28 protein-coding genes are annotated in these 22,059 nt (G+C 48.7%); 17 read left to right on the forward strand and 11 right to left on the reverse strand.

Features of this window, described 5'->3' with window-relative positions; all coding sequences use genetic code 11:
- Positions 1-116: 116 nt before the first annotated feature.
- Entirely contained in the window at positions 117-860 is a 744-nt protein-coding gene (locus IPL71_RS15960) for a hypothetical protein (RefSeq protein WP_345323315.1), read from the reverse strand.
- A 50-nt stretch (positions 861-910) separates the two neighbouring features.
- Between IPL71_RS15960 and IPL71_RS15965 the strand changes: the two genes are divergently transcribed.
- Together IPL71_RS15965 and IPL71_RS15970 are read left to right on the forward strand one after the other, a co-directional pair.
- Positions 911-1,711: an isopentenyl phosphate kinase gene (locus tag IPL71_RS15965; protein ID WP_345323317.1), complete on the forward strand. Its 801-nt coding sequence runs from the start codon at positions 911-913 to the stop codon at positions 1,709-1,711.
- An 88-nt stretch (positions 1,712-1,799) separates the two neighbouring features.
- Positions 1,800-3,797, forward strand: coding sequence for a formate--tetrahydrofolate ligase (locus IPL71_RS15970; RefSeq protein WP_345323319.1), 1,998 nt, complete (start codon positions 1,800-1,802; stop codon positions 3,795-3,797).
- Positions 3,798-3,841: 44 nt separating this feature from the next.
- On the opposite strand, the gene IPL71_RS15975 is transcribed toward IPL71_RS15970, so the two are convergent.
- Both IPL71_RS15975 and IPL71_RS15980 read right to left on the reverse strand, forming a co-directional pair.
- Positions 3,842-4,063, reverse strand: coding sequence for a hypothetical protein (locus tag IPL71_RS15975; RefSeq protein ID WP_345323320.1), 222 nt, complete (start codon positions 4,061-4,063; stop codon positions 3,842-3,844).
- Positions 4,064-4,392: 329 nt separating this feature from the next.
- Positions 4,393-4,986: a hypothetical protein gene (locus IPL71_RS15980; protein ID WP_345323322.1), complete on the reverse strand. Its 594-nt coding sequence runs from the start codon at positions 4,984-4,986 to the stop codon at positions 4,393-4,395.
- A 151-nt stretch (positions 4,987-5,137) separates the two neighbouring features.
- Here IPL71_RS15980 and IPL71_RS15985 point away from each other — a divergent pair, with 151 nt between their 5' ends.
- On the forward strand, positions 5,138-6,451 hold the full coding sequence (locus IPL71_RS15985; protein ID WP_345323324.1) for an amidase: 1,314 nt from the start codon (positions 5,138-5,140) through the stop codon (positions 6,449-6,451).
- A gap of 62 nt (positions 6,452-6,513) precedes the next feature.
- On the opposite strand, the gene IPL71_RS15990 is transcribed toward IPL71_RS15985, so the two are convergent.
- Positions 6,514-8,265: a formylglycine-generating enzyme family protein gene (locus IPL71_RS15990; RefSeq protein ID WP_345323326.1), complete on the reverse strand. Its 1,752-nt coding sequence runs from the start codon at positions 8,263-8,265 to the stop codon at positions 6,514-6,516.
- A 58-nt stretch (positions 8,266-8,323) separates the two neighbouring features.
- On the reverse strand, positions 8,324-10,318 hold the full coding sequence (locus IPL71_RS15995) for an AMP-binding protein (protein WP_345323328.1): 1,995 nt from the start codon (positions 10,316-10,318) through the stop codon (positions 8,324-8,326).
- Here IPL71_RS15995 and IPL71_RS16000 point away from each other — a divergent pair.
- Entirely contained in the window at positions 10,317-10,490 is a 174-nt protein-coding gene (locus tag IPL71_RS16000) for a hypothetical protein (protein WP_345323330.1), read from the forward strand. The two genes, IPL71_RS15995 and IPL71_RS16000, sit on opposite strands and share 2 nt — an antisense overlap.
- 110 nt (positions 10,491-10,600) lie before the next feature.
- Positions 10,601-10,798 (forward strand): hypothetical protein, encoded by a 198-nt coding sequence (locus IPL71_RS16005; protein ID WP_345323332.1) that lies wholly within the window; start codon positions 10,601-10,603, stop codon positions 10,796-10,798.
- A 323-nt stretch (positions 10,799-11,121) separates the two neighbouring features.
- On the opposite strand, the gene IPL71_RS16010 is transcribed toward IPL71_RS16005, so the two are convergent.
- The 6 genes from IPL71_RS16010 to IPL71_RS16035 all read right to left on the reverse strand — a co-directional run bounded on the left by IPL71_RS16010 (position 11,122) and on the right by IPL71_RS16035 (position 14,446).
- A complete protein-coding gene (locus IPL71_RS16010) occupies positions 11,122-11,535 on the reverse strand; it encodes a nitroreductase/quinone reductase family protein (RefSeq protein WP_345323334.1) in 414 nt (137 codons plus the stop codon).
- A complete protein-coding gene (locus IPL71_RS16015) occupies positions 11,532-12,131 on the reverse strand; it encodes a DUF998 domain-containing protein (RefSeq protein WP_345323336.1) in 600 nt (199 codons plus the stop codon). The genes IPL71_RS16010 and IPL71_RS16015 overlap by 4 nt, the downstream gene beginning before the upstream one ends.
- Positions 12,132-12,144: 13 nt before the next feature.
- On the reverse strand, positions 12,145-12,618 hold the full coding sequence (locus tag IPL71_RS16020) for a CPBP family glutamic-type intramembrane protease (RefSeq protein ID WP_345323406.1): 474 nt from the start codon (positions 12,616-12,618) through the stop codon (positions 12,145-12,147).
- The gene (locus tag IPL71_RS16025) at positions 12,530-12,961 is read right to left on the reverse strand and encodes a hypothetical protein (RefSeq protein WP_345323338.1); all 432 of its coding nucleotides are present in this window, start codon (positions 12,959-12,961) and stop codon (positions 12,530-12,532) included. Before IPL71_RS16025 ends, IPL71_RS16020 begins: the two co-directional genes overlap by 89 nt.
- Positions 12,962-12,979: 18 nt before the next feature.
- Positions 12,980-13,744, reverse strand: coding sequence for a 4Fe-4S binding protein (locus IPL71_RS16030; protein ID WP_345323340.1), 765 nt, complete (start codon positions 13,742-13,744; stop codon positions 12,980-12,982).
- A 198-nt stretch (positions 13,745-13,942) separates the two neighbouring features.
- Entirely contained in the window at positions 13,943-14,446 is a 504-nt protein-coding gene (locus IPL71_RS16035) for a TetR/AcrR family transcriptional regulator (RefSeq protein WP_345323342.1), read from the reverse strand.
- 139 nt (positions 14,447-14,585) lie between these two features.
- Here IPL71_RS16035 and upp point away from each other — a divergent pair, with 139 nt between their 5' ends.
- The 12 genes from upp to IPL71_RS16095 all read left to right on the forward strand — a co-directional run bounded on the left by upp (position 14,586) and on the right by IPL71_RS16095 (position 22,059).
- On the forward strand, positions 14,586-15,212 hold the full coding sequence (gene upp / locus IPL71_RS16040; protein ID WP_345323344.1) for a uracil phosphoribosyltransferase: 627 nt from the start codon (positions 14,586-14,588) through the stop codon (positions 15,210-15,212).
- 163 nt (positions 15,213-15,375) lie between these two features.
- Positions 15,376-16,902, forward strand: coding sequence for an amidase (locus tag IPL71_RS16045; RefSeq protein ID WP_345323346.1), 1,527 nt, complete (start codon positions 15,376-15,378; stop codon positions 16,900-16,902).
- Between the two features lie 174 nt (positions 16,903-17,076).
- The gene (locus IPL71_RS16050; protein WP_345323348.1) at positions 17,077-17,490 is read left to right on the forward strand and encodes a DUF1801 domain-containing protein; all 414 of its coding nucleotides are present in this window, start codon (positions 17,077-17,079) and stop codon (positions 17,488-17,490) included.
- Positions 17,491-17,554: 64 nt separating this feature from the next.
- Positions 17,555-17,983: a DUF1801 domain-containing protein gene (locus tag IPL71_RS16055; RefSeq protein WP_345323350.1), complete on the forward strand. Its 429-nt coding sequence runs from the start codon at positions 17,555-17,557 to the stop codon at positions 17,981-17,983.
- A gap of 25 nt (positions 17,984-18,008) precedes the next feature.
- Entirely contained in the window at positions 18,009-18,299 is a 291-nt protein-coding gene (locus IPL71_RS16060; RefSeq protein WP_345323352.1) for a class I SAM-dependent methyltransferase, read from the forward strand.
- Positions 18,300-18,302: 3 nt separating this feature from the next.
- A complete protein-coding gene (locus IPL71_RS16065; RefSeq protein ID WP_345323354.1) occupies positions 18,303-18,743 on the forward strand; it encodes a hypothetical protein in 441 nt (146 codons plus the stop codon).
- A gap of 384 nt (positions 18,744-19,127) precedes the next feature.
- Positions 19,128-19,889 (forward strand): C69 family dipeptidase, encoded by a 762-nt coding sequence (locus IPL71_RS16070; protein ID WP_345323356.1) that lies wholly within the window; start codon positions 19,128-19,130, stop codon positions 19,887-19,889.
- On the forward strand, positions 19,886-20,431 hold the full coding sequence (locus IPL71_RS16075) for a hypothetical protein (RefSeq protein ID WP_345323358.1): 546 nt from the start codon (positions 19,886-19,888) through the stop codon (positions 20,429-20,431). Before IPL71_RS16070 ends, IPL71_RS16075 begins: the two co-directional genes overlap by 4 nt.
- A gap of 338 nt (positions 20,432-20,769) precedes the next feature.
- The gene (locus tag IPL71_RS16080) at positions 20,770-21,267 is read left to right on the forward strand and encodes an alpha/beta fold hydrolase (RefSeq protein ID WP_345323360.1); all 498 of its coding nucleotides are present in this window, start codon (positions 20,770-20,772) and stop codon (positions 21,265-21,267) included.
- Entirely contained in the window at positions 21,264-21,431 is a 168-nt protein-coding gene (locus IPL71_RS16085; RefSeq protein WP_345323362.1) for a hypothetical protein, read from the forward strand. Before IPL71_RS16080 ends, IPL71_RS16085 begins: the two co-directional genes overlap by 4 nt.
- Positions 21,424-21,654, forward strand: a complete 231-nt coding sequence (locus tag IPL71_RS16090) for an alpha/beta fold hydrolase (RefSeq protein ID WP_345323364.1) — start codon at positions 21,424-21,426, stop codon at positions 21,652-21,654. Before IPL71_RS16085 ends, IPL71_RS16090 begins: the two co-directional genes overlap by 8 nt.
- Before the next feature lie 21 nt (positions 21,655-21,675).
- A complete protein-coding gene (locus tag IPL71_RS16095; protein ID WP_345323366.1) occupies positions 21,676-22,059 on the forward strand; it encodes a nuclear transport factor 2 family protein in 384 nt (127 codons plus the stop codon).

Genomic DNA, 22,059 nt, shown 5'->3' on the forward strand with positions numbered 1-22,059 from the left:
TTGATTTACGATTTACGATTTTTGATTGGCGCGACTCAAAGAAAAAACTTCGTGTCTTTGTGTCTTAGTGCCTTGGTGGTTAAACCACTTTACATCTGCTTGCGCTTTTAGATTGACTACGGCGTGGGTGTTTCGGGAATGATTAGGATAGGTGTACCGGTGGCTGTTGGCGTTGAAAGATTGTCAAAGACTCGAAAGCGCCCGATCACTTTCCAATCGTAGCCCATGAAAATCTGCACTTCGTATTGACCAGGCTGCCAGCCACCGACCGGGTCTGAACATTCGGTGTAGCCGCCAATGCCGCCTGTGCCGCCGTCCCAGGGCTGGGGTTCGTACCAGATCAATTTGCCATCATGATACCAAAGTGAAGTCCACTGCACACCGGGGATGGTGTTGTTGTAATCAAATCCGCCGTACATTTTTTCGATCGGAAGCTCAAAGACAGCCTTCGGGTCAATTGGATTCGTACCATCAAATTCGGTTGAAAATTGAATCGCAGTAAAAACCGCATCGGGGTTGGGAGTCACCTGGCCTTCAAACAAGGCTTCAATTGCAACCGGCAAAAATGGAGTCAGAGTCAGCGTGGGAGTTTCAGAAACCGAAGGCGTTAAGGTTTGAGGCGATGGCGGAAAAATTTCAAACACCATTGGCTCGCCATAAAACGGAAGCCAGATCGCACAGGCAAACAAAAGCAAAGCAAAGAAAAACAACTTCCAGGCATTTGCATTGTGCATCCGGCGCAAACTATAAAACGATAATTTCCGCGCAGTTTGCATCACCCGAATGGCGGCGCGTATCACAAAAAAAGCGGCGACAACGATCAGCAGTGAAGCGGCAATAATTCCAGCATGTATATCCATGCTTGAGATTATAACGTTAAACGTTTAATGGATACCGTTATAATGTGAGCATGACTCACGAACTCATCTTCCTCAAACTGGGCGGATCACTTATCACCGATAAGGACAAGCCCTACACCCCAAGAGTAGACAAACTCGCAGACCTGGCACTGGAAATAAAAACGGTTCTGGACTCAACTCCCAACCTGCTTCTGATTCTCGGGCACGGCTCTGGCTCGTTCGGACATACCGCCGCGAAAAAGTACGGTACGCGTGATGGTGTCAAAACAAGCGAGCAATGGCACGGCTTCGCAGAAGTCCGCTTTCAGGCGGCAGAGTTGAATCGCTATGTGATGGAAGCATTGCTCAATGCGGGCGTACTGGCAATGCCATTCTCACCGTCTGCTTCGATGGTTTCAAACAATAGAAAAGTAACCTCACACAACACACTGGCTATACGCAGGGCATTAGATGTCCACATGCTGCCTGTGGTGCATGGCGATGTGGCCTTCGATGAAACTCTAGGCGGCACGATCCTTTCGACCGAGGATGTGTTCGGGTTTCTTGCGGAGCAATTCCCGCCCACCCGCATCTTACTGGCTGGCATTGAGGCCGGCGTGTGGGAAGATTTCCCAGCGCGGACAAAGCTGGTGAAACAGATTCAGTTATCAGATTATGAAAAGATGCGGGCAGGCATCGGCGGTTCGGCCAGTACAGATGTCACTGGCGGGATGAAAGCCAAAGTGGAGGAAATGCTTGCATTGATCCAAAAGAATAAAAATCTGACCGTGCAAATTTTTTCGGCAGAGGAAAGCGGATATTTATCGCGCGCGCTGCAAGGTGAAAATGTGGGCACGCTTTTGTTGGAATGACAAAGAGGTGACGAAAAACTCTTGCTTTTTTTGTGAAACCTTCTGATAATAGAGATAATAAATTATATATAATCAACAAGGAGATTTTATGGCTACAAAAGCAAAACCTACCAGGAAAATTGCCAAAGCAAAACCAACGGGGAAGAAAGTTGCCGCAAAGAAAGTGGTTGTTAAGAAGGCTGCTCCAGCAAAAAAATTCAAAGCTATAAAATTAAAACTTCTCCGCCCTGTTCCTTCAGATATTAATATTGCGCAGGCTTCTGATATTAAGCCGATCGCGCAGATCGCCGCCGAGTTGGGAATCCGCCCTGAAGAGCTCGAATTGTACGGCCCGTATAAAGCAAAAGTAAAACTTGAAATCCTTGATCGTCTTAAGAACAAAAAGAATGGCATCTATGTAGATGTGACCGCCATCACTCCCACACCGCTTGGCGAAGGCAAGACCACAACCACAGTGGGCCTTTCGCAGGCATTGGGCGCGCACCTCGGCAAGAAAGTGATCACGGCGATTCGTCAGCCTTCGCAGGGACCCACCTTTGGTATCAAAGGCGGCGCGGCTGGCGGCGGCTATTCACAGATCATCCCGATGGAAGATTTCAACCTGCATCTGACTGGCGATATTCACGCCATCACTGCTTCACACAACTTAACCGCCGCCGCTTTGGATGCGCGTGTGATGCACGAAAAACAACAGGATGATGAAAAATTATTCAACGCGCTTTGCCCTCCTGATAAAAAAGGCGAACGCAGATTCTCCCCCACCATGATCCGCCGTTTGAAGAAACTCGGCATCACCAAGACCAATCCCAACGATCTCTCTGCCGAAGAACGCGGACGTTTTGCGCGACTCGACATTGACGAATCCACCATCACCTGGCGCCGCGTTGTGGATATTAATGACCGCATGCTGCGTGAAATCCAAGTCGGCCTGGGCAAGGATGAAGTTGGCTTTGAACATCGCTCTGGGTACGACATTACCGTCGCTTCAGAAATTATGGCGGTATTGGCGCTGACCACTGGCCTCGAAGATATGCGCGAACGTTTTGGCAAGATGGTGGTCGCCACCAATAAACGCGGCGAAGCCGTGACCGCCGAAGACCTCGGTGTGGCTGGTGCGATCACCGTGTTAATGAAAGATGCCATCAAACCAAACTTGATGCAAACTTTGGAAGGCACTCCCGCCACCGTCCATGCTGGACCTTTTGCCAATATCGCCCACGGACAGTCCTCGATCATCGCGGATAAGATCGCGCTCAAACTTGCTGATTTCGTTGTGACAGAATCCGGCTTCGGTGCTGATATCGGCATGGAAAAATTCTTTGACATCAAATGCCGCTACTCCGGTTTAATTCCGCAGGTGGTGGTGCTTGTGGCAACTGTCCGCGCGTTGAAGATGCACGGCGGTGGACCGAAAGTTGTTGCCGGCAAGCCGCTCGCTTCAGAATATACTGATGAAAATCTTGATCTATTGCGCGCTGGTCTTCCGAATCTGGAGCGCCATGTTCAGAATGCGCTCAAGTATGGCGTGAATGTAATTGTGGCCGTAAACTCCTTTGCAAACGATACTCCTGCCGAAGTGGAAGTTGTCCGCGCGGCTGCACTTAAGATGGGCGCGATGGATGCGGTCGTTTCCACACATTGGGCTGATGGCGGCGCAGGCGCAAAGAAACTGGCCGAAGCTGTTGTCAAAGCCGCGAAGAAGCCGAGCAAATTTAAGTTTCTGTATCCGCTGGATATTTCGATCAAAGAGAAGATCGAAACCATCGCACGCGAAATCTATCGCGCAGACGGCGTGGACTATTCCCCCGAAGCCGAAGAACAGATCGAACGCTACACCCGCCTCGGTTTCGACAGTCTCCCGATCTGTATGGCAAAGACTCATCTTTCATTCAGCACCGACGCCACCAAGAAAGGCGCGCCCACAGGATTCCGCGTCAGCGTGCGCGAGATCCGCGCTTCGGTTGGAGCGGGCTTCCTCTACCCGATCCTCGGCGATATGAGAACCATGCCTGGTCTCGGAACCCGGCCTTCCTTCTATGATATTGATCTTGACTTGAAGACCGGCAAGGTGCTTGGGTTATTCTAACCTTGCATAAAAAAACATACCCTGAAAATTTTCAGGGTATGTTTTTATCCATCGCAAAGCGGCCCCATGATTTCAACAAACTCCGCTTTTTCTGTGTATCCGATCCAGCGATAAAGTATATTTTTTGAAGAATCAAGCAAAGCGAATTCAGGAGTGCCGATCGGCGAGATCAAAATCTGCCATTGGGATTCAGAATGAGCATTTACTCTTTCAAAACGCAAACAAGCATTGAATTGTTTTTTTATCCCATTCACGATGGGCTGCATTTCAACACATTCCTTTCAGAGGCCTGAAAAGAATTCCAAAAAAATAAGCTCACGCTGCACGTCTGAGCGGTCTGGCGCGGCAATCGTTGACACTGTCCTGTATACAAAAACGGCCTGTCTCCCAACTGTGCCGCCCGCCTGACATGAACCATCAGGACAGACGCGAAAATTATTCATCTTCATAAACATCGACAGCGCTAAAAACATAATAACTACAATTAAGAACTGCATGTTTTTTTTCATAGACAAAAGTTTACCGCATTCTCATTAAAATAAAATTATTCCCCGCCTTTTGGCAGGGAATAATTTTAGAGAAAACTTTTAGCTATTTAATTATGTGGAAGCGGGCAGGCGCCGATATTAACTTTGATGATCGTTGAGCCAGCGTCACCGCCGGTGAGAGGCGCACAACAATTCTGCGCGGCATCATAACCCAAACCATCCTGACACTGACCCGTCCCAGTGGTAAGCGCACCTGCAGCACAGGCCGAATTCGTGAACTTAAGTTCATACGTCCACAATTCCTTACCGGAGCAGGTGATCACACTTTTACCATCCACAACAGTTCCGCTATCCTGGCACTTCAATTCGCCGCTTGTATCCAGTGACTCAAAAGTGGTGCCGGGCTCAACGCTGATATTCTGATAAGGAACTTTTTCCACACAGAATGTGTCTGACGCAACAGTGTCAGTTACCGCAGGCGCGGCGCAAGAAGCAGCTGCCTGACAGGCTGGGGCAAATGTTTGGGCAGGTGCAGTTGTAGGCGCAACAGCATCCACAGGGGCAGCCTCAGGAGCTGACTGAGTGGGAACATCCACGGGAGGGGCAGCTTGTGTTGCAGGGGCGGCTGAACCGCCGCACGCTGAAGCGAACACGACCACAAAAATAGTCGTCGCCAGCAATAAATAGGTTGTCTTTTTCATTTGTATAATACTCCTTCTATGTCGGTGATTTATAAGACTATTTCATTGTACAGTATCAGTACGGATAGGCTATGGGAGTATTGTCCTATTTAGTTATAATTGACCTTACATGAACTTTGCATCTTTGTCACTCACCAACCAACGAGACCTTATGAAAAGTAATGAAATGAACGCATCTGCCCTAGCCGAAGCCTGCTACCGGCAAATTGAGAGACTCAACCCGACGCTTAACGCATTCATCACCGTGATCCCGCCTGAAACCCTGCCACCCTTCAACGGAAGCGGATTGCTCTATGGAATTCCACTTGCAGTAAAAGACCTTTACAACACAAAAGGGATACGCACCACCGCAGGTTCGCGTTTCTTTGCAGATCATATTCCACAGGAAGATGCATTTGTAATTCAAAAAGTAAAAAAAGCAGGCGCACAGATCATTGGAAAAACCAACACACATGAGGTCGCACTCGGCGTGACCACCAACAATCCCCATTTTGGCGCTTGTAGAAATCCCTGGGACATTACACGCACTCCGGGCGGTTCATCCGGTGGAAGCGCGGTAGCTGTAGCAACCGGCATGGCACTCGCCGGACTTGGAACCGACACAGGCGGCTCGATCCGCATCCCGGCTGCGTTATGCGGCGTCGTTGGTTTCAAGCCCACTTTTGGACGCGTCAGCTTGCGCGGTATTCTGCCGCTATCCTGGAATCTTGATCACGCAGGTCCGATCACACGCAAAGTGGAAGATGCCGCACTCATGTTACAAGCCATCGGCGGATACGATGAACTCGACCCCGCATCCATGAAAACCCTGCCGGGCGACTACTCCAGTCACATTAAAGATTCAATGAAAGACCGCAAGATCGCGCTTGCCATTGGGAGTTTTATAGAAGAAGCAGACTCAGAAATTTTAGAGGCGGTGCATCTGGCCGTGCGAATATTGGCCGAACAAGGCGCGATCATCACAGAAGTAAATGTGGATTTCCTCAAAGAAGCTGCGCTTGCAAATGCCCTGATGACACAAGCCGACGGCGCAGCTTTTCATCGCGAGCGATTGCAGGAACACCCCGACTGGTTCGGCGCAGACGTCCGCCAAAGACTGGAAACAGGAAGAGCTTTCACGTCCAGTGAATATATAACAGCCAGACATACCCAAACCAAAGTGAAGCGTCAATGCGAATTGCTATTTGATGAATATGATGTACTCATCCTGCCGACCACACCCATCGCAGCGCCGTTACTCGAAGGCGAAAATGCCATAGAACGCGCGCGCCAATTGACACGTTTCACCGCGCCCTTCAACCTGACAGGTCTGCCCGCTCTCACCGTCCCATGCGGATTCACAAAAGCAGGCCTGCCCATCGGCCTGCAAATCATCTCGCGCGCATGGAACGAAGCTGGAGCCTTACGTGCCGGATATGCCTATCAACAAGTCACTGAGTGGCACTTGCAAAAACCGGTGATATAAATTACCGAATCAAAAAACACTCCATAGGAAATTCCTATGGAGTGTTTTTTGATTAACTTATTTTACGGTCTCATGTCACAAGTATCACCTTTTTCATTATAGACACAGGCCGGGTTACGGATACACTGGGTTTCGCCTTTGATCTTGGAACACACATCGATCGGATCACTGCATTTGTTGGTGGTTACATCGAGTGTGACACAGCCGGGGCCGCTGAGTCGCACCTCGCCGGGCGAGCAGGCTCCGAGGTCCGCATTGAACGTGGAGCCGGGGGAGCAGCCGGGATACGTTCCGCCTGTCGCCGCCTGGCAGCACTGGAAGGTGTCGCTATAGGAATATCCCGGCGCACATCCAGCATAAGATTGCGACGCCAGGGTCGGGTTATCAATCCCATACGGCGCTTCGACCAAACCATTCGGCGGGACACACATACCTGCCAGGCTATCCAAATATAAACCGGCAGAACATTGCCCATTTGCATCTGCGCCAAGCACACAAGTCTGTTGACCGCCGCGGTCCATTAAAACATATCCAATGGGACAACCCGCCACACTGACCTGCCCGATGATCGGCGCATAATTACACAAGCCTGATACAGAGTCTAGCACATAGCCCGGGGCACAGGTTGGGCCGGCCCCTGTAACAACTGGCGAATTACTGCAAGCCGGATTACATACTGTAATCTCATTTGTAGACTCTTGCGCCTTTGGCCCATAACAAGTGAGTCGGCGTTGACCATCCACCACAGCTTCTGAACATGTAAGTTTGTCACTGATCTCATAAACCGAGCCGGCAGGGATATCCACCGTGGCAAAGCCAAAACCCACCGAACAATAATTAGCAACCACTTCGGCGTTGGGGAATTGACAACCCTCAGCTGAAATGGCGCCTGAAGGAATAAACGCCGAAAGCTGACAGTACGGCGCATACGGCTGCGGGGTGGGAACCGCGCAACGGAAACCTACATCACGATTGTGATACGTCTGCCCGACAAAATGGCGAATGGCAGAATCCACCTGATCTGGATAGGTTTCAAATGAACTGCCGCGAATGGAGCGAAACTCTCCGCTATCAGGCCCGGTGGGGTTTACAGACGGCGCATTCGTATAATACGCTTCACCATACCAATCACTTACCCATTCAAAAACATTCCCGGCCATGTCATACAAACCGTATGGACTGGCGCTATTTTTATAAGAATCCACTTCTGAGGTGCTGCCATTACAAAATGCAAAATTAAGCAATTCGCAGGCAGGGCTTTCGATACCCCACGGGTATATGTTTCCTTCAATACCGCGCGCCGCCTTTTCCCATTGCGCTTCAGTGGGCAAACTTCCCTGCGCCCAAGTGCAATAGGCTTGCGCCTGATCCCAGGTGACACCCACCACAGGATGATTTGCAAACTGGGGATTACTATACACAAGTCCGCCAAGCTCCTGGGTCGGCGTGGAACAGGAACCAACCGCCACACATTGCGCAAACATACGATTGGTCACTTCTGTCTGCTGCATCCAATATCCATCCAAAGTCACCGCATGAACGGGCGCATCAAAACCATTATTTCCCATCGTAAATTCCGAAGGCGGTATATAAATCAACGTGCTGCCGTCAATCCATGTCATCGTCGCGCCGCTCTGCGGACCCGATAAAGCCACAGGCGCTAAAGTAAGCGTTGGCTCAACAAGTGGAGCATCAGTCGGCGGCAAAGATGTGGCCGTTACCACGATCACGACCGGTGTAGGTGAACCACAAGCTGCCAAAACAAATGCGAAGATCAAACCATATGCAAATATCATATACCTATTTTTTTTCATTAAATCTCCTTCCTCGCGAACTACACGAGCCATTTTATTATAATGCAGTGCAAAAGATTCATTTTGCGCGCCTGATCTCATCCACAGCCTGCGGATTGACCAGCGAAGACGTATCTCCCAGCTCCAAACCCAGATACGCCGAGCGGATCACACGCCGCATGACCTTGGCATTGCGCGTCTTTGGCAGATCAGAAACAAAGAGGATGGTCTTCGGCGCGAGCGGCCTGCCCATTTCGGCAATTACCATCTCAATTAATTCCCGACGAAGTGCATCGGTCGGACTTAACCCGGGCCTGGTCACTGCGAAAATGACCAGTTCACTCCCTTTGACATCGTGCGGCACCCCGATCGCTGCCGCCTCCACAATATCCTTATGCCGCACCAAAATCGACTCAACCTCAGCCGGCCCCAGCCGCTTCCCAGCGATCTTAATCGTATCATCCGAACGACCGAGGATATACCACAGCCCGTCAGTATCAATTGCGGCGAAATCGCCATGCACCCAAACATTCTCCCAGCGCGACCAGTACGTATCAAGATAGCGCTGTTTATCATTCCAAAAGCCGCGCGTCATGCCGATCCACGGCGCCTTGATCACCAACTCGCCCACCGCATTACGAATGGACATTCCATTTTCGTCCACGACATCTGCATCCATGCCAGGGCAGGCCGCAGAAAAGGCACAGGGTTTCAAAGGCAAGAGAAAATTACCCATCACAATTCCGCCGGAGATTTCTGTACCGCCTGAATAATTAATGATCGGGCGCCGACTCTCACCCACCTTCTCGAACAGCCACATCCACGGGTCTGGATTCCACGGCTCACCCGTGGACGCAAAACATTTCAGTGAAGAAAGATCATGCTTCCTGAAATGCTCATCACCCTGCAGAATCAACGAGCGGATCAAAGTCGGCGAGACGCCCATTTGATTGATGCTGTGTTTTTCCACCAAGCCCCACAGCCGGTCAGGAGAGGGAAAATCAGGAGCGCCATCATAAAGAAACATCGTGGCTCCCAACAACAGACTCCCAAAGACCTGCCACGGTCCCATCATCCAGCCCATATCGGTCATCCAATAGATCACATCACCAGCGTGGACGTCTGTGCCAAATGCCATATCCTGCGCCGCTTTGACAGGGAATCCGCAATGCGTGTGGACGGCGCCCTTCGGTTTGCCGGTTGTGCCGGATGTATAAATAATCATCAATGGATCTTCAGCAGAGGTAATTTCTGTTTCTGCAATATCACTTTGTGCATCAACCAACTCATACCACCAATGATCTCTTTCCTCTTTCATCTTTATACTTTGCCCCGTCCGCTTTAAGACGATCATGTGTTTTAAAGAATCAACCTGTTCTGCTGCTTCATCGGCAATGGATTTCATCTCCACAGACTTGCCGCGCCGAAATGATCCATCTGCCGCAAACAAAGCTTTTGCATGGGCATCTGTTAAGCGGGAAACAATTGCGCCCGCGCCATAACCGGAGAATAACGGCAAAATAATTCCGCCGATCTTCGCGATGGCAAGCAAAGCGACCACGATCTCAGGCGTCATCGGCATAAAAATTCCAACCGCATCGCCTTTGCCAAGTCCCAGCGAACGCAGTGCATTCGCGGCTTTATTTACTTCTTTATACAACTCTGCATATGTTAGTGATTTTGTCACACCTTCTTCCCCTTCAAAAATGACCGCGGACGATTGACCATTGATCACATCTGCGCCTGACGTATTAATCGTCCGCCGTCCGCCGTCCATCGTCCATTTATCCACACAATTATGGACAATGTTCATCTTGCCATCTACGCACCATTTTGGGAATTGAATTCCATGCGAGAGATCAACGGTTTTTGAATAAGGTTCATAAAATTGAATATCAAGAAATTTCAGAACCGCGTCTGTGAACCAGACCACATCTCTCGTGGACTTTTGCATAAGCTCCTCAAAATCCTTGATGTGATACGCGCGCATGAAAGCGGTCAGGTTTGCGTGCTCAACGTGTTCAGGTGTGGGGTTCCAAACAATACTGCCCCCGAATGCGAATGACTCGGTCATGGAAATCTCCTCAGAATTTGGCTGTGCTGATTCTACCGCTTGTTATGCAATTTACGAATCGCACAAAAAATTCCGTCAGCAAGCTGATGGACTCCAGATTCACAACTTTGGAGTCAGACAGCTTGCTGTCTGGGTAAAAGATGAAACAGAGATGAATACGGAGATCAAATAAACGTCTGCGTAAGTAAAAAAACCGGGCTAAAAATCCATCAGCAAGCTGATGAACTCCATACGTGAATCGTGACTGTGGGTGTTATATAATCATTTCCATTGGAGAATTATATGACCAGCAACCCCACTTTTTCATGCTCTGCCTGCGGAGCGCCCAACAAACCCGAAGCAGGGACAAGCCGCATGGCTTGCACGTATTGCGGCACCAACTTAACCATCCCTGAGAATCTGCAAACGGCGGCAAGGCCGAGGTGGAAAAATTTCGTCGAAGGCCAAACCCGTTATCCGTCTGGAAAAAGAAGCGCCTGACCTACTTCGCAAAGCTGAACCAGATCGCCAGAAAAGCATGGAACTTATATGCAGGGTGGACATGGCTCCGCTGGCTGCTGCCCACCTGCCTGACACTCCTTGTTATCGGCTGTATTGCGTGTGCGGCATTGGGCGCACTGCCGTCTGTGTTTGGGTTATTTAGATAAACTGGTCCCCGGGGATCACGCAGATGGCGCAGTTGAACAGATTTTTCTTTCTTTTTTGCGTAATCAGCGAAGTCGGCGTTCCGTTAAAAGTAGACTGATAAACAAAAAGAGACAGTCACCTTTGCGTAGTACCGGTGACTGCTCTTTTTTACGCATTCAACTAATTTTGATGAACAGCCGCTCTTTCGCGGTGTTGGCAATATCCTCTTGATTCGGTTTTCCATCTTCCACACGAATCTTCATTGGTTTTGCCGCCTGCGGCACATGACGCAGATACTCGACCATTCTTGCCTCCACAGACTTTTCATCCAGATCCGTATCTGCAAATCCCTGTACAGGCTTGCGCTTCAACAGCAAGTCCACTTTAGCACCGCCTTGCAGATTCTTCCACCACGTCCGCTCGCGACTGGTAATAACCCACAAATATCCGCCTTCTTCATAATATCCAACGGGGGTTGTGTAGGTTTTTCCAGTTTTTCGTCCTGTAATAGTCATCAACATCATGCCATTGCTCAACATGCCATGCAGCGGCGAGCGTAAAACCCATGCCATAAAATCATTTCCGTTCATTTTGAATTCACCTTTCCTTTGAATAGAATTTGTTCTTCATAAATCAGCCACGCCAGACCAGCCAGATACAAACATCGCTGAACGATTCCTTTATCAAGCGCGAGGATATGATTCTCTGCGAGGCCAAACAATCCCGAAATCCCGATGACCAAAACAAAAAAGGCAATGCGCCTCCATCGCTCACGCTGATTTAAAGAGACGATCACCTGCCAGAAAATCCCAAGGCTCATGGCGGCTCCAGCAATCGTGGCAAACATGGAATGTAATTTTGATTCGCTCACTGAATAAGGCATGGACGGATCAATCGGCGCTGTACAGAAAATCCCAGACATCAAAATGGACAATCCATATACCGCCACGAAAAGCAGAAAATATGCGCGCCTGTTTTTACTGAAGTGAAATATGACTCCCCAAGTCAACAGCAGACCAAAGCCGATGAAGCCAGTTTGCATAATCCACTTATAGGTATGCCCCTGCGAAGCAAGATCGCTGACGGTGTTCTGCGTCCAATCATACAGCGGCGGGACGAAGAAATGCGCCAGCACGATGACCGCAATAAAATAAGCAACTGCAATGGAAATCGGTTTCTTTTTCATTTTGCAGTCTCCCCTACTTAATAACCTGCTTTTCCTGTGTGGATAAATTTGCGGGCTTGTAAACAAAGATCAGCACCACAGCCCAAACCATCACAAGCGTGCTCATGATCGCAGCGCCAAGCCCCTCGCCCGCCGCAGAAGCCGTGATGAAATTGAATGCGCCATGCCAAAGCGCAACCGCCAGCAGACTTCCATCCGTGCTGTTGTAAAGCCATGTAAAAAGGATTGCGCCGCTCATCAGACCGAAGAACCAGCCAATGGCAATGGCAGGGTCGAACAAGTAGAAGAAAATCGGCAAGTGCCATAAGGCCCAAAGCACACCCAGCACAAGAGTCGCGTTCAATGCGCTCATTTTTTCCTGCAAGCGCGGCAGGGCATATCCGCGCCAACCAACTTCCTCACCAATACCATAGGTGAAGATCCACAGGAAAAGCGCGCCAGACTCCCAAATTAGGCAGGAAATTGACTTCGCCCAAAAGATTGAAATCCACCCACTCGCCTTGAATCATGCGCTGAACAAGCGCGATCACAAAATATGCCGCCAACGGGGAAAGGGAAATCATCCACCAACTGAAACCGATACGCCACTTGAATAAGCGCTTGAAAATATCAGCAATGCCAGATTTGCCTTTTGTAAGTCCGGTCATGATCAAAGCCGAAAGCATCGGGCCGTAGGCATACAAGTAATGCAAAGGAAAGGGAATCTGCCAGCTAACTTTTCCCTGAGCAATCAAAGCGAGCGGAATGCCGATCGTCCACGAAATTGCATATGCCAAAATGAAGTATCCAAGCAAAGAATTTTTTTGAATCCACGAAGTCTTTGTGTTCATTTTTTCCACATCCTTTATTTACTTTCCCGCTGAGAACGAATAGCGGATGGCCTTCTTTGAGCAGCCATCCACACAGGTGCCGCATAAAATACATTCAGCGTGTTCCATCTTTTCGATCTGCACCATTGCATTGACGTCCAAGCTCATCGGGCAGCTTTTCGTACACGACTTGCAATTCGTACAGGCAGACGAGTCCGCGACCAGCCGGAGCGAAGGCCACGCAAAAAGATTTCGTATCCAGCGCCCGATCATCATGAAGGGAGCCATCCAACAAATGGTGTGACATCCCGCCCGCTTCCCTGCAAACATTGCCAGCCCCACAAACAACGCGACCACAATGTAATAGATCAGGTAGGCAAAAAATATCGGGCGGTCAGGCGTGCCTGCCACGGAAATTCCATTTTCGGTCAGGTGTAAAAAGTCCACACGCTTGTAACCGCCCGCGCTCACTGCAAACCAAACGATCAACGAAAGCCACGGAACCCAGATCGTCCATTTGATCCAATCGATCTTCCCGCCGTTGACCGCCCTGTTATTCACCGGCTCCATCATTTCCTGCATCCCCGCGCCCGGGCAAATCCATCCGCACCACAAACGGCCAAAGAACAGCGAAGACAAAAACATCAATCCAAACATAATCAAACTGCCATTCACAACGCCGTTCATCGCGCCATCGATAATGACATAAGGTGACAGAAAATTCATCGTCACAGGGAAAGACAAAAACGCAATGATTACGAGTGCTTTGCGAATGCGCTGCCGCATGGGAAGTTGACGTGCCATATTTTCTCCTTTATTCCAGCCCCAAAATTTTTCTCATTTTTTCGATCTCAAAATCAACAAAGGCATCCACGCCGCCTTGTAAAAATCCTGACAAATAATTATAGAGATACAGGAAGTCATCCCGTGGATCATTGACCAGGCGGACAATGCCAACTGTGTGACGGTTCCCGTGTATGGCATTCCAAATTTTCCAAGCGCCTAATACTGGACTTTGAGGCTGGCCGGCAGCCGAAGAGCAGTGAACTCCCCTTTTATTTTTCCTGCCACATACGCCTCCCCTATCACACCTTGTAGCACAAGGAAACTTCGCCGCGCAACCGGCCCTAATTCCTCGGCAAACATGTAGCCTTGAATCGGTGTCCCAAACAAAAGCATATAGCATTGTGGATTTTGTATCGCCCATTGAAAATAGGATTTGCACATCGCGGAAAATCTTCCAGCGTGGTCATCTGCCTTACGGGAATCCCGACCAGTTTCCAGCGCGGAGGTGAACGAGCCGAAGGCATCCATCAACAATGCGGTGACCAGAGCATCGCGGTCTTTGTAGTAGCGATACAGCCCGGGCGCCGTCATCCCCATCTCGCGGGCAATCCCGCGCAGGGAAAGTCCCGAAGCGCCCACTTCGCCGATCTGCTTCCACGCTGTAGACATGATCTCTTCGCGGGTCGCATCTCGTAATTTTTCACGTCTTGTCTGTGCCATTCAGTCACCTTTTGTTATATATGTTTACAATTGTTTACAGTGTTTACTATTTTACATAAAACCAACTCCCTTGTCAAGAAATAAAACAGACTCACATTCTCACGCTATAATAGGGAAACTTCAAAAATAGGAGCATTTCATGTCCACTGTCTACGCATCCAAACACCCGCTTGTTGCTCACAAACTTTCACGATTAAGAGATAAAAATACCGAACCCAAAAAGTTCCGCGAACTCGTCAGAGAAATCGCGGGACTTCTTGCATACGAAGCCACCGCCGATCTGCAAACAATGCCAATTGAAATTGAGACCCCGCTCACCAAAATGACCGCACAGGAACTTAAGGAAAAGATCGGGCTCGTCCCCATTCTGCGCGCGGGGCTTGGCATGATGGAAGGGATCTGGGAGCTGATGCCGTCTGCCGAAGTCTGGCATATTGGACTGTATCGTGACGAAAAAACGCTTCAGCCCGTGGAGTATTACAACAAACTCCCGATCGATCCACGCGTTTCTGTCTGTCTGATTCTTGACCCAATGCTTGCAACAGGCGGCTCGGCCACTGCCACCGCTGATATTCTTAAACGCTGGGGCGTGAAAAAAATAAAATTTGTCGGGCTGATCGGCGCGCCTGAAGGCATAAAAGCCATGCAAACCGCACATCCTGATATTGATATTTATCTCGCCGCAATAGACGATCACCTTAACGAACGCGCCTATATTGTCCCCGGCCTCGGTGATGCGGGTGATAGACAATTTGGAACAGGATGAACATGGAAAACAAAAACGTTTACGATCTGAAATCTGTCAAACTCCCCTATCTCTCCGGCGGATTGTTACGCCTGTTCGTTTCACTGGTCGAAGGACCGCTGGGTGGATTGTTAACCCCAAGTCTTTTGAAAGCTCGGGCATTAGCTGGCTGCGCAAACAAGTATTGGATGAAAATCCAACACACCATCCGATCCACTTCACAGGCACACTTGCGCACAAAGATTCGGCGGTTCCAGAAAAAGAATGGCCGAAAGAATCAGCCACAGAATCGCGCGGATTTCATTTCGCAACCGTATTTGATTACGCCAAAGCCTATCGCGATGGAAAAACCACACCAGAAGAAGTTGCAAAAAAATTACTGGACGCCATTGAAACCAGTAACTCATCCACACCGCCTTTACGGGCAGTGATTGCCGTCCAGCGTGAAGATGTCATGCGACAGGCGCGCGAAGCTACGCTGCGCATAAAAGCAGGCAAACCGCTCAGCATCTTTGACGGCGTCCCAGTTGCAGTCAAAGATGAAATGGACATGCTGCCTTATCACACCACGGTTGGCACTTCCTTTCTGGGAAAATCTCCAGCCAAAGAAGATGCGAGTGTTGTAGCGCGGATGCGTGCTGCGGGCGCGTTGTTGGTCGGAAAAACCAACATGCATGAGATCGGCATCAACGTGACTGGATTAAATCCACATCACGGCACGACGCGCAATCCATATCACACAAGCCACTTCACCGGCGGAAGTTCCAGTGGTTCAGCAACAGCTGTCGCCGCAGGGCTTGTCCCCGTTGCCATTGGCGCAGACGGCGGAGGCTCAATTCGCATCCCCGCTTCATTCTGTGGAATCTTCGGATTGAAATCCACTTTCGGACGAATCAGTGAACACGGCGCCGCCCCACTGGATTGGAGCGTGGCTCATATCGGCCCGTTAGCGGGGACTGCCACCGATACGGCTTTAGCCTACGCTGTGATGGCCGGCCCCGACCTGCACGACCCCACATCATTACATCAACCATTACCCACCCTTGAAAATTGGAATGAACTTAATTTACGCGGCATCAAACTCGGCGTGTATAAAGCCTGGTTCCAACATGCCGACGCAGAAGTGGTCACTGCCTGCGAAACAATGCTTAACCGCTTCACAGATATGGGCGCAGAGATCCGCGAGATCGTCATTCCTGATCTGGAATTAAATCGCATCGCGCATACGGTCTCGATTGTGAGTGAAATGGTGCAAGCCATGAGTTACACCTACGCCGAGCATCACCGTCAACATGGATTGGATGTACGCCTCAACCTTGCTCTGGGACGCGCCTTCTCAGCACAGGATTATATTCTGGCACAACGCGCCCGCACACGCATCATCAAAAACTTTGAGCGTGTCTTCAAAGAAGTGGATATGGTCTTAACACCAACCACCGCCATCACCGCGCCGGAAATAAAAAAAGGTGCGCTGCCCAATGGAGAATCAGACCTATCAACCACAATTGAGATCATGCGTTTTGTAACAGCCGCCAACATGACCGGTCTGCCGGCTGTCTCCTTTCCTGTTGGCTACACCAAAAGCGGGATGCCAATCGGTATGCAAGCCATGGGGCGTGCCTGGGAAGAAAGTTTATTACTGCGTCTGGCTGTCAATGCAGAGCAGGCAGTGGAAAGAAAAGAGCCGCAGGTGTATTACAAGATTTTGTAACTGATATTTCGCTAACACATATTTATTTCGCAAAAACTCTAAAGGGCTTTTTGTGAATTAGGCTTTTATGAAAGCAAGGTAGGCTTTTAGGGTTTGCATGTGCAGTAGAGAAATTGGTATTATGATAAAAACCCAAGCACGAAAATCAAAATCTTTTATTGATAGGAGACTCTTATGGCTGACTTAAAAACAAAGATCAATGATGCGAGCGTGGAAGAATTCCTAAATGCTGTGGAAGATGAGCAAAAACGCAAGGATTGTTTGGAGATCATTAAGATGATGAAACGGGCTTCAAAACAGGAGCCCAAAATGTGGGGAACAGCCATTATCGGGTTCGGTTCGTATCATTACAAATACGAAAGCGGACGGGAAGGCGATATGATGCAAATCGGATTTTCGCCGCGCAAGCAGAACATTACCCTGTATATCGGTCTGGGCAATGATCTTGAAAATCCGCTTTTGAAGAAGCTCGGTAAACATACAACGGGCAAGGGATGTTTGTATATAAAGAAGCTTACAGATGTTGACACGAATGTTTTACAGGAACTGGTCAACGAATCATTTAAAAAAGCTGGTCACTCCAGGTAAGGCTTTCGTTTGGTGCAAACCTTTAAATGGGTATGCGGTTGATCTTTAGAGGCTGGAGGATAAGATGGCAAAGAAGGTTGAATTAAAGACGAAAGTCAATGATGCAAGCGTGGAAAGTTTTCTTAACTCGATCGAAGATGAGCAAAAGCGCGCAGATTGCTTTGAAATTCTTAAGCTCATGAAGCAGGTTACAAAGGAAGCGCCGAAAATGTGGGGAGCAAGTATTGTCGGGTTTGGGAGCTATCACTATCAAGGCTCCGGTGGACGTGAAGGCGATTGGATGTTGACCGGTTTTTCGCCGCGCAAACAAAACCTGACGCTGTATCTGATGAGCGGATTCGATCTGCATAAAGACCTGTTAAAAAAACTGGGCAAGCATAAAACCAGTGTTGGATGTCTGTATATCAAGAAACTGGATGATGTGGATAAGAAGGTCTTAAAAGAGCTGGTAACTGTGTCAGTAAAAACAATGAAGAAGCTGGGTAATAAATGACCCTATTTCAACAGGCTCAATAACCATGCAACGAGACCCGGAAGGATTCGAAAAAAAGATTTTGCATAAATTTGCACGATTTTCAAATCAACGCATTCTCGAAGTGGGATGCGGCGAAGGCCGGTTGACATGGAAATACGCCAACGTATCCAACTTTACCGTTGGATTTGATCCTGACCGCGACGCAGTACGCGTGGCTCGTGCAGAAACCCCCGCCACTGCGCAGGGGCATGTCCACTTTGCGCAGGCGAGCGCGAGCCATATTCCCTTTGTAAACGAATCTTTTGATATCGCCATTCTGGCATGGTCGTTGTGATGAATGCAACATGCGAGCATGGTCCATGCTCTGGATGAAATACGAAGAACGCTCAAGCCAAAGGGAACGCTGATCGATCTGCGGCCCGTGGAGTCAAACTGGTCGGTGGAAGTCTCTTCTTCGACGGGGTATCAGCTTGCAGGTAGATTGACCGATCTGCCTGCGGCGGTGGCAGATGATGAAGCGGCGTTTCAGGCGATGCGGAAAGTTGAATCCCGCAGGTGGTATGTCAAAAAAGAAGAAAAAGAATTTGCCTTTTTTTATTATTGGGATACGCCCTCCGAGATGAAGGATTTTATGGAGGACGAGTGGGATGGTTTTGAGAAATTGGAAGACGATGTTTTTCAAAACACAAAGTCTTTGTGGGCTGTTGCAAACGCCGATGCGCGCATTCGGGTGCGTGTGAAAATGCTGATCACACTATGGGAGAAATGGTGGAGTTAAATTTTTATCAAGTGCGCCTATAATGCGAGCATCAATCTCTCGGAGGAGAATTTAATGTTTGCAAAAAAATATTTTATTATCGGTAGTTTTCATCACCCTTGCTGTACTGGACTGTAACCTGCCCGGGGACGCGCCACCCAAACACAAACACCGGTTCCATCTGCCACCTCAACCAGCGGCGGGATCATTATCCTTACTCCCATCCTCATCTTTAAATCACCCACACCTATCATCATTATTCCAATCTTCACTTTTGACTTTAGCCCATAAGATATTTACAAAGAACAAAAATCCCGGCATGGGTATGCCAGGATTTTTTATATGCTATACTCTGAAAAATCAATTCAGCCAAGCCAACATTCCATAAGTTATTAAAGGTGAACCATGTGTGACACTCTGATCGCCACCAAACTCTCCACATCAAACGGCATTGCCATCTTTGGCAAAAACTCCGATAGACCCGTAAATGAAGGTCAATCCATGGTCTACTTCCCTGCTCAAACCTACAACGCGGGAAGCGTATTAAAATGCACGTATATCGAAATTCCACAGGTTGAGAAAACACACGCAGTACTTTTATCCAAACCTTTCTGGATGTGGGGCGCAGTAATGGGAATCAACGAGCACGGACTCGTGATCGGCAATGAAGCGGTGTATTCAAAAATTCCGGCCAACAAAAAACCGGCGCTGCTCGGCATAGATCTGTTACGCGCCGCGCTCGAACGCGCCGTTACCCCGCGCGAAGCCATGCAAGTGATCATTGATCTGCTCGAAGAATTTGGTCAGGGCGGCAATTGCGCTGCACATGGCGAGACCATGTACTATCACAACAGTTTCCTGATCGCCAACGCTGATGATGCCTGGGTGCTTGAAACAGTGGATAAGCAATGGGCGGCGCGTCAGGTGCAGGATGTGTATTCCATTTCAAATTGCTTCACGCTTGGCAGTCAATGGGACATGGCTTCTTCTGATCTTATAAATCTTGCTTTGCAAAAAGGCCTTGCCAAATCAGCCGGAAGTTTTAATTACACAAAGGATTATTCCGATTTTCTTTTTTTACCACTTTTGGCAAAGGCCGCACACGCCGCGCCACCACCACCCACCTGCTCGAACAAGATAAAGGCAATTTCAATATTCAATCCATGATGGGCACGCTGCGCCATCACAACGATGAAAACTTCGATCCACAAACCACCGGCATCGCATCAGTGGATGTGTGTATGCATGCAGGCTTTGGCCCGATCCACATCAGTCAAAGCACGGCATCAATGGTCACTTATTTGGATGGCAACACCCCGATCATTTTCGCCACTGGCACATCTGCCCCCTGCACCAGCATTTTCAAACCGATGTGGATGGACACCGCTTCTTCTCTTAACTTTGGGCCTGTTCCAGCATCCACAACAGATTCAGCCTCCCTGTTTTGGACTCATGAAAAGCTACATCGCGCCACATTGCTAAATTATCCTGAACGCCTCAAAACCTATGCGGCTGAACGTGATGAACTTGAAACAAAATTTGTACAGGGCGCATTGAATCTATCTCATGCTTCGCAACAGGAACGTGCAGATTTCTCTGCTGAATGCCTGCGCGAAAGTCTGTCCGCTGAAATTGATTGGATTAAAACGTGTGGAAAAAGTCCCGGCTCGCAAGCACATTCTATATGCCAGCGCATGGAGTGGTTTTAATAAAAAAGCGGGAGTAAAAATTTAAGGAAGTACATCTTGAGCAAAAAAACAAGTGCGTCCTTCAGCCTCGCTCAGGATGCGTTTATAGGAATACACATAGATTAGACTTTAGCCGAAATAAAATACAAGTACCGCTCCGAAGGTTTATTTCGAGAATTTGGCCGCCTCATGGCAACCTTTGGGACGTTTTTCCTAATACAGATAAATTCTATTTATTACCTATCCGGGAAACGCGATTCTTTAACGCAAGGCAAAATCAGCACAAACAGTCAAAACGTCCAGTAAAATGCGCAACAATTATTCAGCGGATGAACGAGTACATGGATCAACAATAAATAATGCCAACCAACGGCCAGGTAATTTCACCAGAAGAATTGCTCGAAACATATCAGATTCAAACTGTGATACATGGTCAAACCTGGAATGTGTTTGACAAGGGATCGGGCATACCTGTCATTTTTTTACACAACGGGGGCGGCACACTGTGGAATTGGGCACATCAACTTGAACATTTCTCTTCCAAATACCGTGTCATCGCTCCTGATTTGCCGGGATTTGGGCGTTCATATCGGCCTTTCGAACCACTCACCCTAAATGCCTATGTACAAGGGTTATCCGCGCTGCTCGAAACCCTGGATTGTCACAAACCCATTTTGGTCGGGAATTGTATCGGGGCTTCGGTTGCGCTTGAGTTCGCCTTACATCAGCCGCAAAAAGTAACCTCATTGGCTTTGTTCAATATCTGTGGCGGTACGCCAATGCTCAATCCGTATTTACAATTCTGGGCAGATTTACGTCCTCATACGGCTTTAGGAAGGCGCTCCTTCAGTATATGATTGACCTTACAAGTCATCCTGACTTGCAACAATTAAGTACACACTTGATCTATGCAAACAATGAACCTGATTTACATCCAACACTTAATCAATTCATTCAACAACAGCGCCTTGACCCCCAGGTTAAGAGCGTCACTATACTGGCTGGTGATGGGATTGGATAGTTTTAATGTTTTCAGTCACCCCGGCAAAAGCCCGCTCACTTTTTTGCCTGTATTACTGGGCTGGGGAGCACAAAATCGGACGCTCACCGCAATCTGGGCCGGATTTATTGCTGAATGGCTTTCCCCTGATCAATTCTGGCTTATTGAAAATGCTGGGCACATGCCCATGTATGAACAACCGAAATTAGTAAATGAAACGCTTGAAGTTTTTTTCAAACAATAAAAACAAAATAGGTGTTTCCATATGAGTCCAACCCGCATGTCAAAAATAGAGTCAGCGATTCGTGTTGTACTTGAATTCAACAAGGCTTTTAACCGTCATGATGTCGCCAATATGATACTGCTCATGAGCGACGATTGTGTGATCGAACATGCTGAACCAGCTCCTAATGGAACTGTATATTCGGGAAAGGAAGTAATCACCCAATACTGGCAAGACTTCTTCCATGCATCCCCGCATGCTCATATCGAAATCGAGGAAGTTTTTGGCTTTGGGATTCGATGTATTATGCGCTGGAGATACCATTGGGTCGATGCAGCAGGAAAGAAGAGAGACGTTCGAGGAGTTGACATATTCCAGGTAAGGGATGGCATCATCTGTGAAAAATTTTCCTATGTTAAAGGATAA

Source organism: Candidatus Villigracilis proximus, from assembly GCF_016717045.1.
Classification (GTDB): domain Bacteria; phylum Chloroflexota; class Anaerolineae; order Anaerolineales; family Villigracilaceae; genus Villigracilis; species Villigracilis proximus.

Excerpts from the sequence above, each read along its gene's own strand:
- IPL71_RS15960 (WP_345323315.1), bottom strand. The coding sequence starts at position 860 with ATGGATATACATGCTGGAATTATTGCCGCTTCACTGCTGATCGTTGTC.
- IPL71_RS15965 (WP_345323317.1), top strand. The coding sequence starts at position 911 with ATGACTCACGAACTCATCTTCCTCAAACTGGGCGGATCACTTATCACC.
- IPL71_RS15970 (WP_345323319.1), top strand. The coding sequence starts at position 1,800 with ATGGCTACAAAAGCAAAACCTACCAGGAAAATTGCCAAAGCAAAACCA.
- IPL71_RS15975 (WP_345323320.1), bottom strand. The coding sequence starts at position 4,063 with ATGCAGCCCATCGTGAATGGGATAAAAAAACAATTCAATGCTTGTTTG.
- IPL71_RS15980 (WP_345323322.1), bottom strand. The coding sequence starts at position 4,986 with ATGAAAAAGACAACCTATTTATTGCTGGCGACGACTATTTTTGTGGTC.
- IPL71_RS15985 (WP_345323324.1), top strand. The coding sequence starts at position 5,138 with ATGAAAAGTAATGAAATGAACGCATCTGCCCTAGCCGAAGCCTGCTAC.
- IPL71_RS15990 (WP_345323326.1), bottom strand. The coding sequence starts at position 8,265 with ATGAAAAAAAATAGGTATATGATATTTGCATATGGTTTGATCTTCGCA.
- IPL71_RS16000 (WP_345323330.1), top strand. The coding sequence starts at position 10,317 with ATGGAAATCTCCTCAGAATTTGGCTGTGCTGATTCTACCGCTTGTTAT.
- IPL71_RS15995 (WP_345323328.1), bottom strand. The coding sequence starts at position 10,318 with ATGACCGAGTCATTCGCATTCGGGGGCAGTATTGTTTGGAACCCCACA.
- IPL71_RS16005 (WP_345323332.1), top strand. The coding sequence starts at position 10,601 with ATGACCAGCAACCCCACTTTTTCATGCTCTGCCTGCGGAGCGCCCAAC.
- IPL71_RS16010 (WP_345323334.1), bottom strand. The coding sequence starts at position 11,535 with ATGAACGGAAATGATTTTATGGCATGGGTTTTACGCTCGCCGCTGCAT.
- IPL71_RS16015 (WP_345323336.1), bottom strand. The coding sequence starts at position 12,131 with ATGAAAAAGAAACCGATTTCCATTGCAGTTGCTTATTTTATTGCGGTC.
- IPL71_RS16025 (WP_345323338.1), bottom strand. The coding sequence starts at position 12,961 with ATGAACACAAAGACTTCGTGGATTCAAAAAAATTCTTTGCTTGGATAC.
- IPL71_RS16030 (WP_345323340.1), bottom strand. The coding sequence starts at position 13,744 with ATGGCACGTCAACTTCCCATGCGGCAGCGCATTCGCAAAGCACTCGTA.
- IPL71_RS16035 (WP_345323342.1), bottom strand. The coding sequence starts at position 14,446 with ATGGCACAGACAAGACGTGAAAAATTACGAGATGCGACCCGCGAAGAG.
- upp (WP_345323344.1), top strand. The coding sequence starts at position 14,586 with ATGTCCACTGTCTACGCATCCAAACACCCGCTTGTTGCTCACAAACTT.
- IPL71_RS16050 (WP_345323348.1), top strand. The coding sequence starts at position 17,077 with ATGGCTGACTTAAAAACAAAGATCAATGATGCGAGCGTGGAAGAATTC.
- IPL71_RS16055 (WP_345323350.1), top strand. The coding sequence starts at position 17,555 with ATGGCAAAGAAGGTTGAATTAAAGACGAAAGTCAATGATGCAAGCGTG.
- IPL71_RS16060 (WP_345323352.1), top strand. The coding sequence starts at position 18,009 with ATGCAACGAGACCCGGAAGGATTCGAAAAAAAGATTTTGCATAAATTT.
- IPL71_RS16065 (WP_345323354.1), top strand. The coding sequence starts at position 18,303 with ATGCAACATGCGAGCATGGTCCATGCTCTGGATGAAATACGAAGAACG.
- IPL71_RS16070 (WP_345323356.1), top strand. The coding sequence starts at position 19,128 with ATGTGTGACACTCTGATCGCCACCAAACTCTCCACATCAAACGGCATT.
- IPL71_RS16075 (WP_345323358.1), top strand. The coding sequence starts at position 19,886 with ATGATGGGCACGCTGCGCCATCACAACGATGAAAACTTCGATCCACAA.
- IPL71_RS16080 (WP_345323360.1), top strand. The coding sequence starts at position 20,770 with ATGCCAACCAACGGCCAGGTAATTTCACCAGAAGAATTGCTCGAAACA.
- IPL71_RS16085 (WP_345323362.1), top strand. The coding sequence starts at position 21,264 with ATGATTGACCTTACAAGTCATCCTGACTTGCAACAATTAAGTACACAC.
- IPL71_RS16095 (WP_345323366.1), top strand. The coding sequence starts at position 21,676 with ATGAGTCCAACCCGCATGTCAAAAATAGAGTCAGCGATTCGTGTTGTA.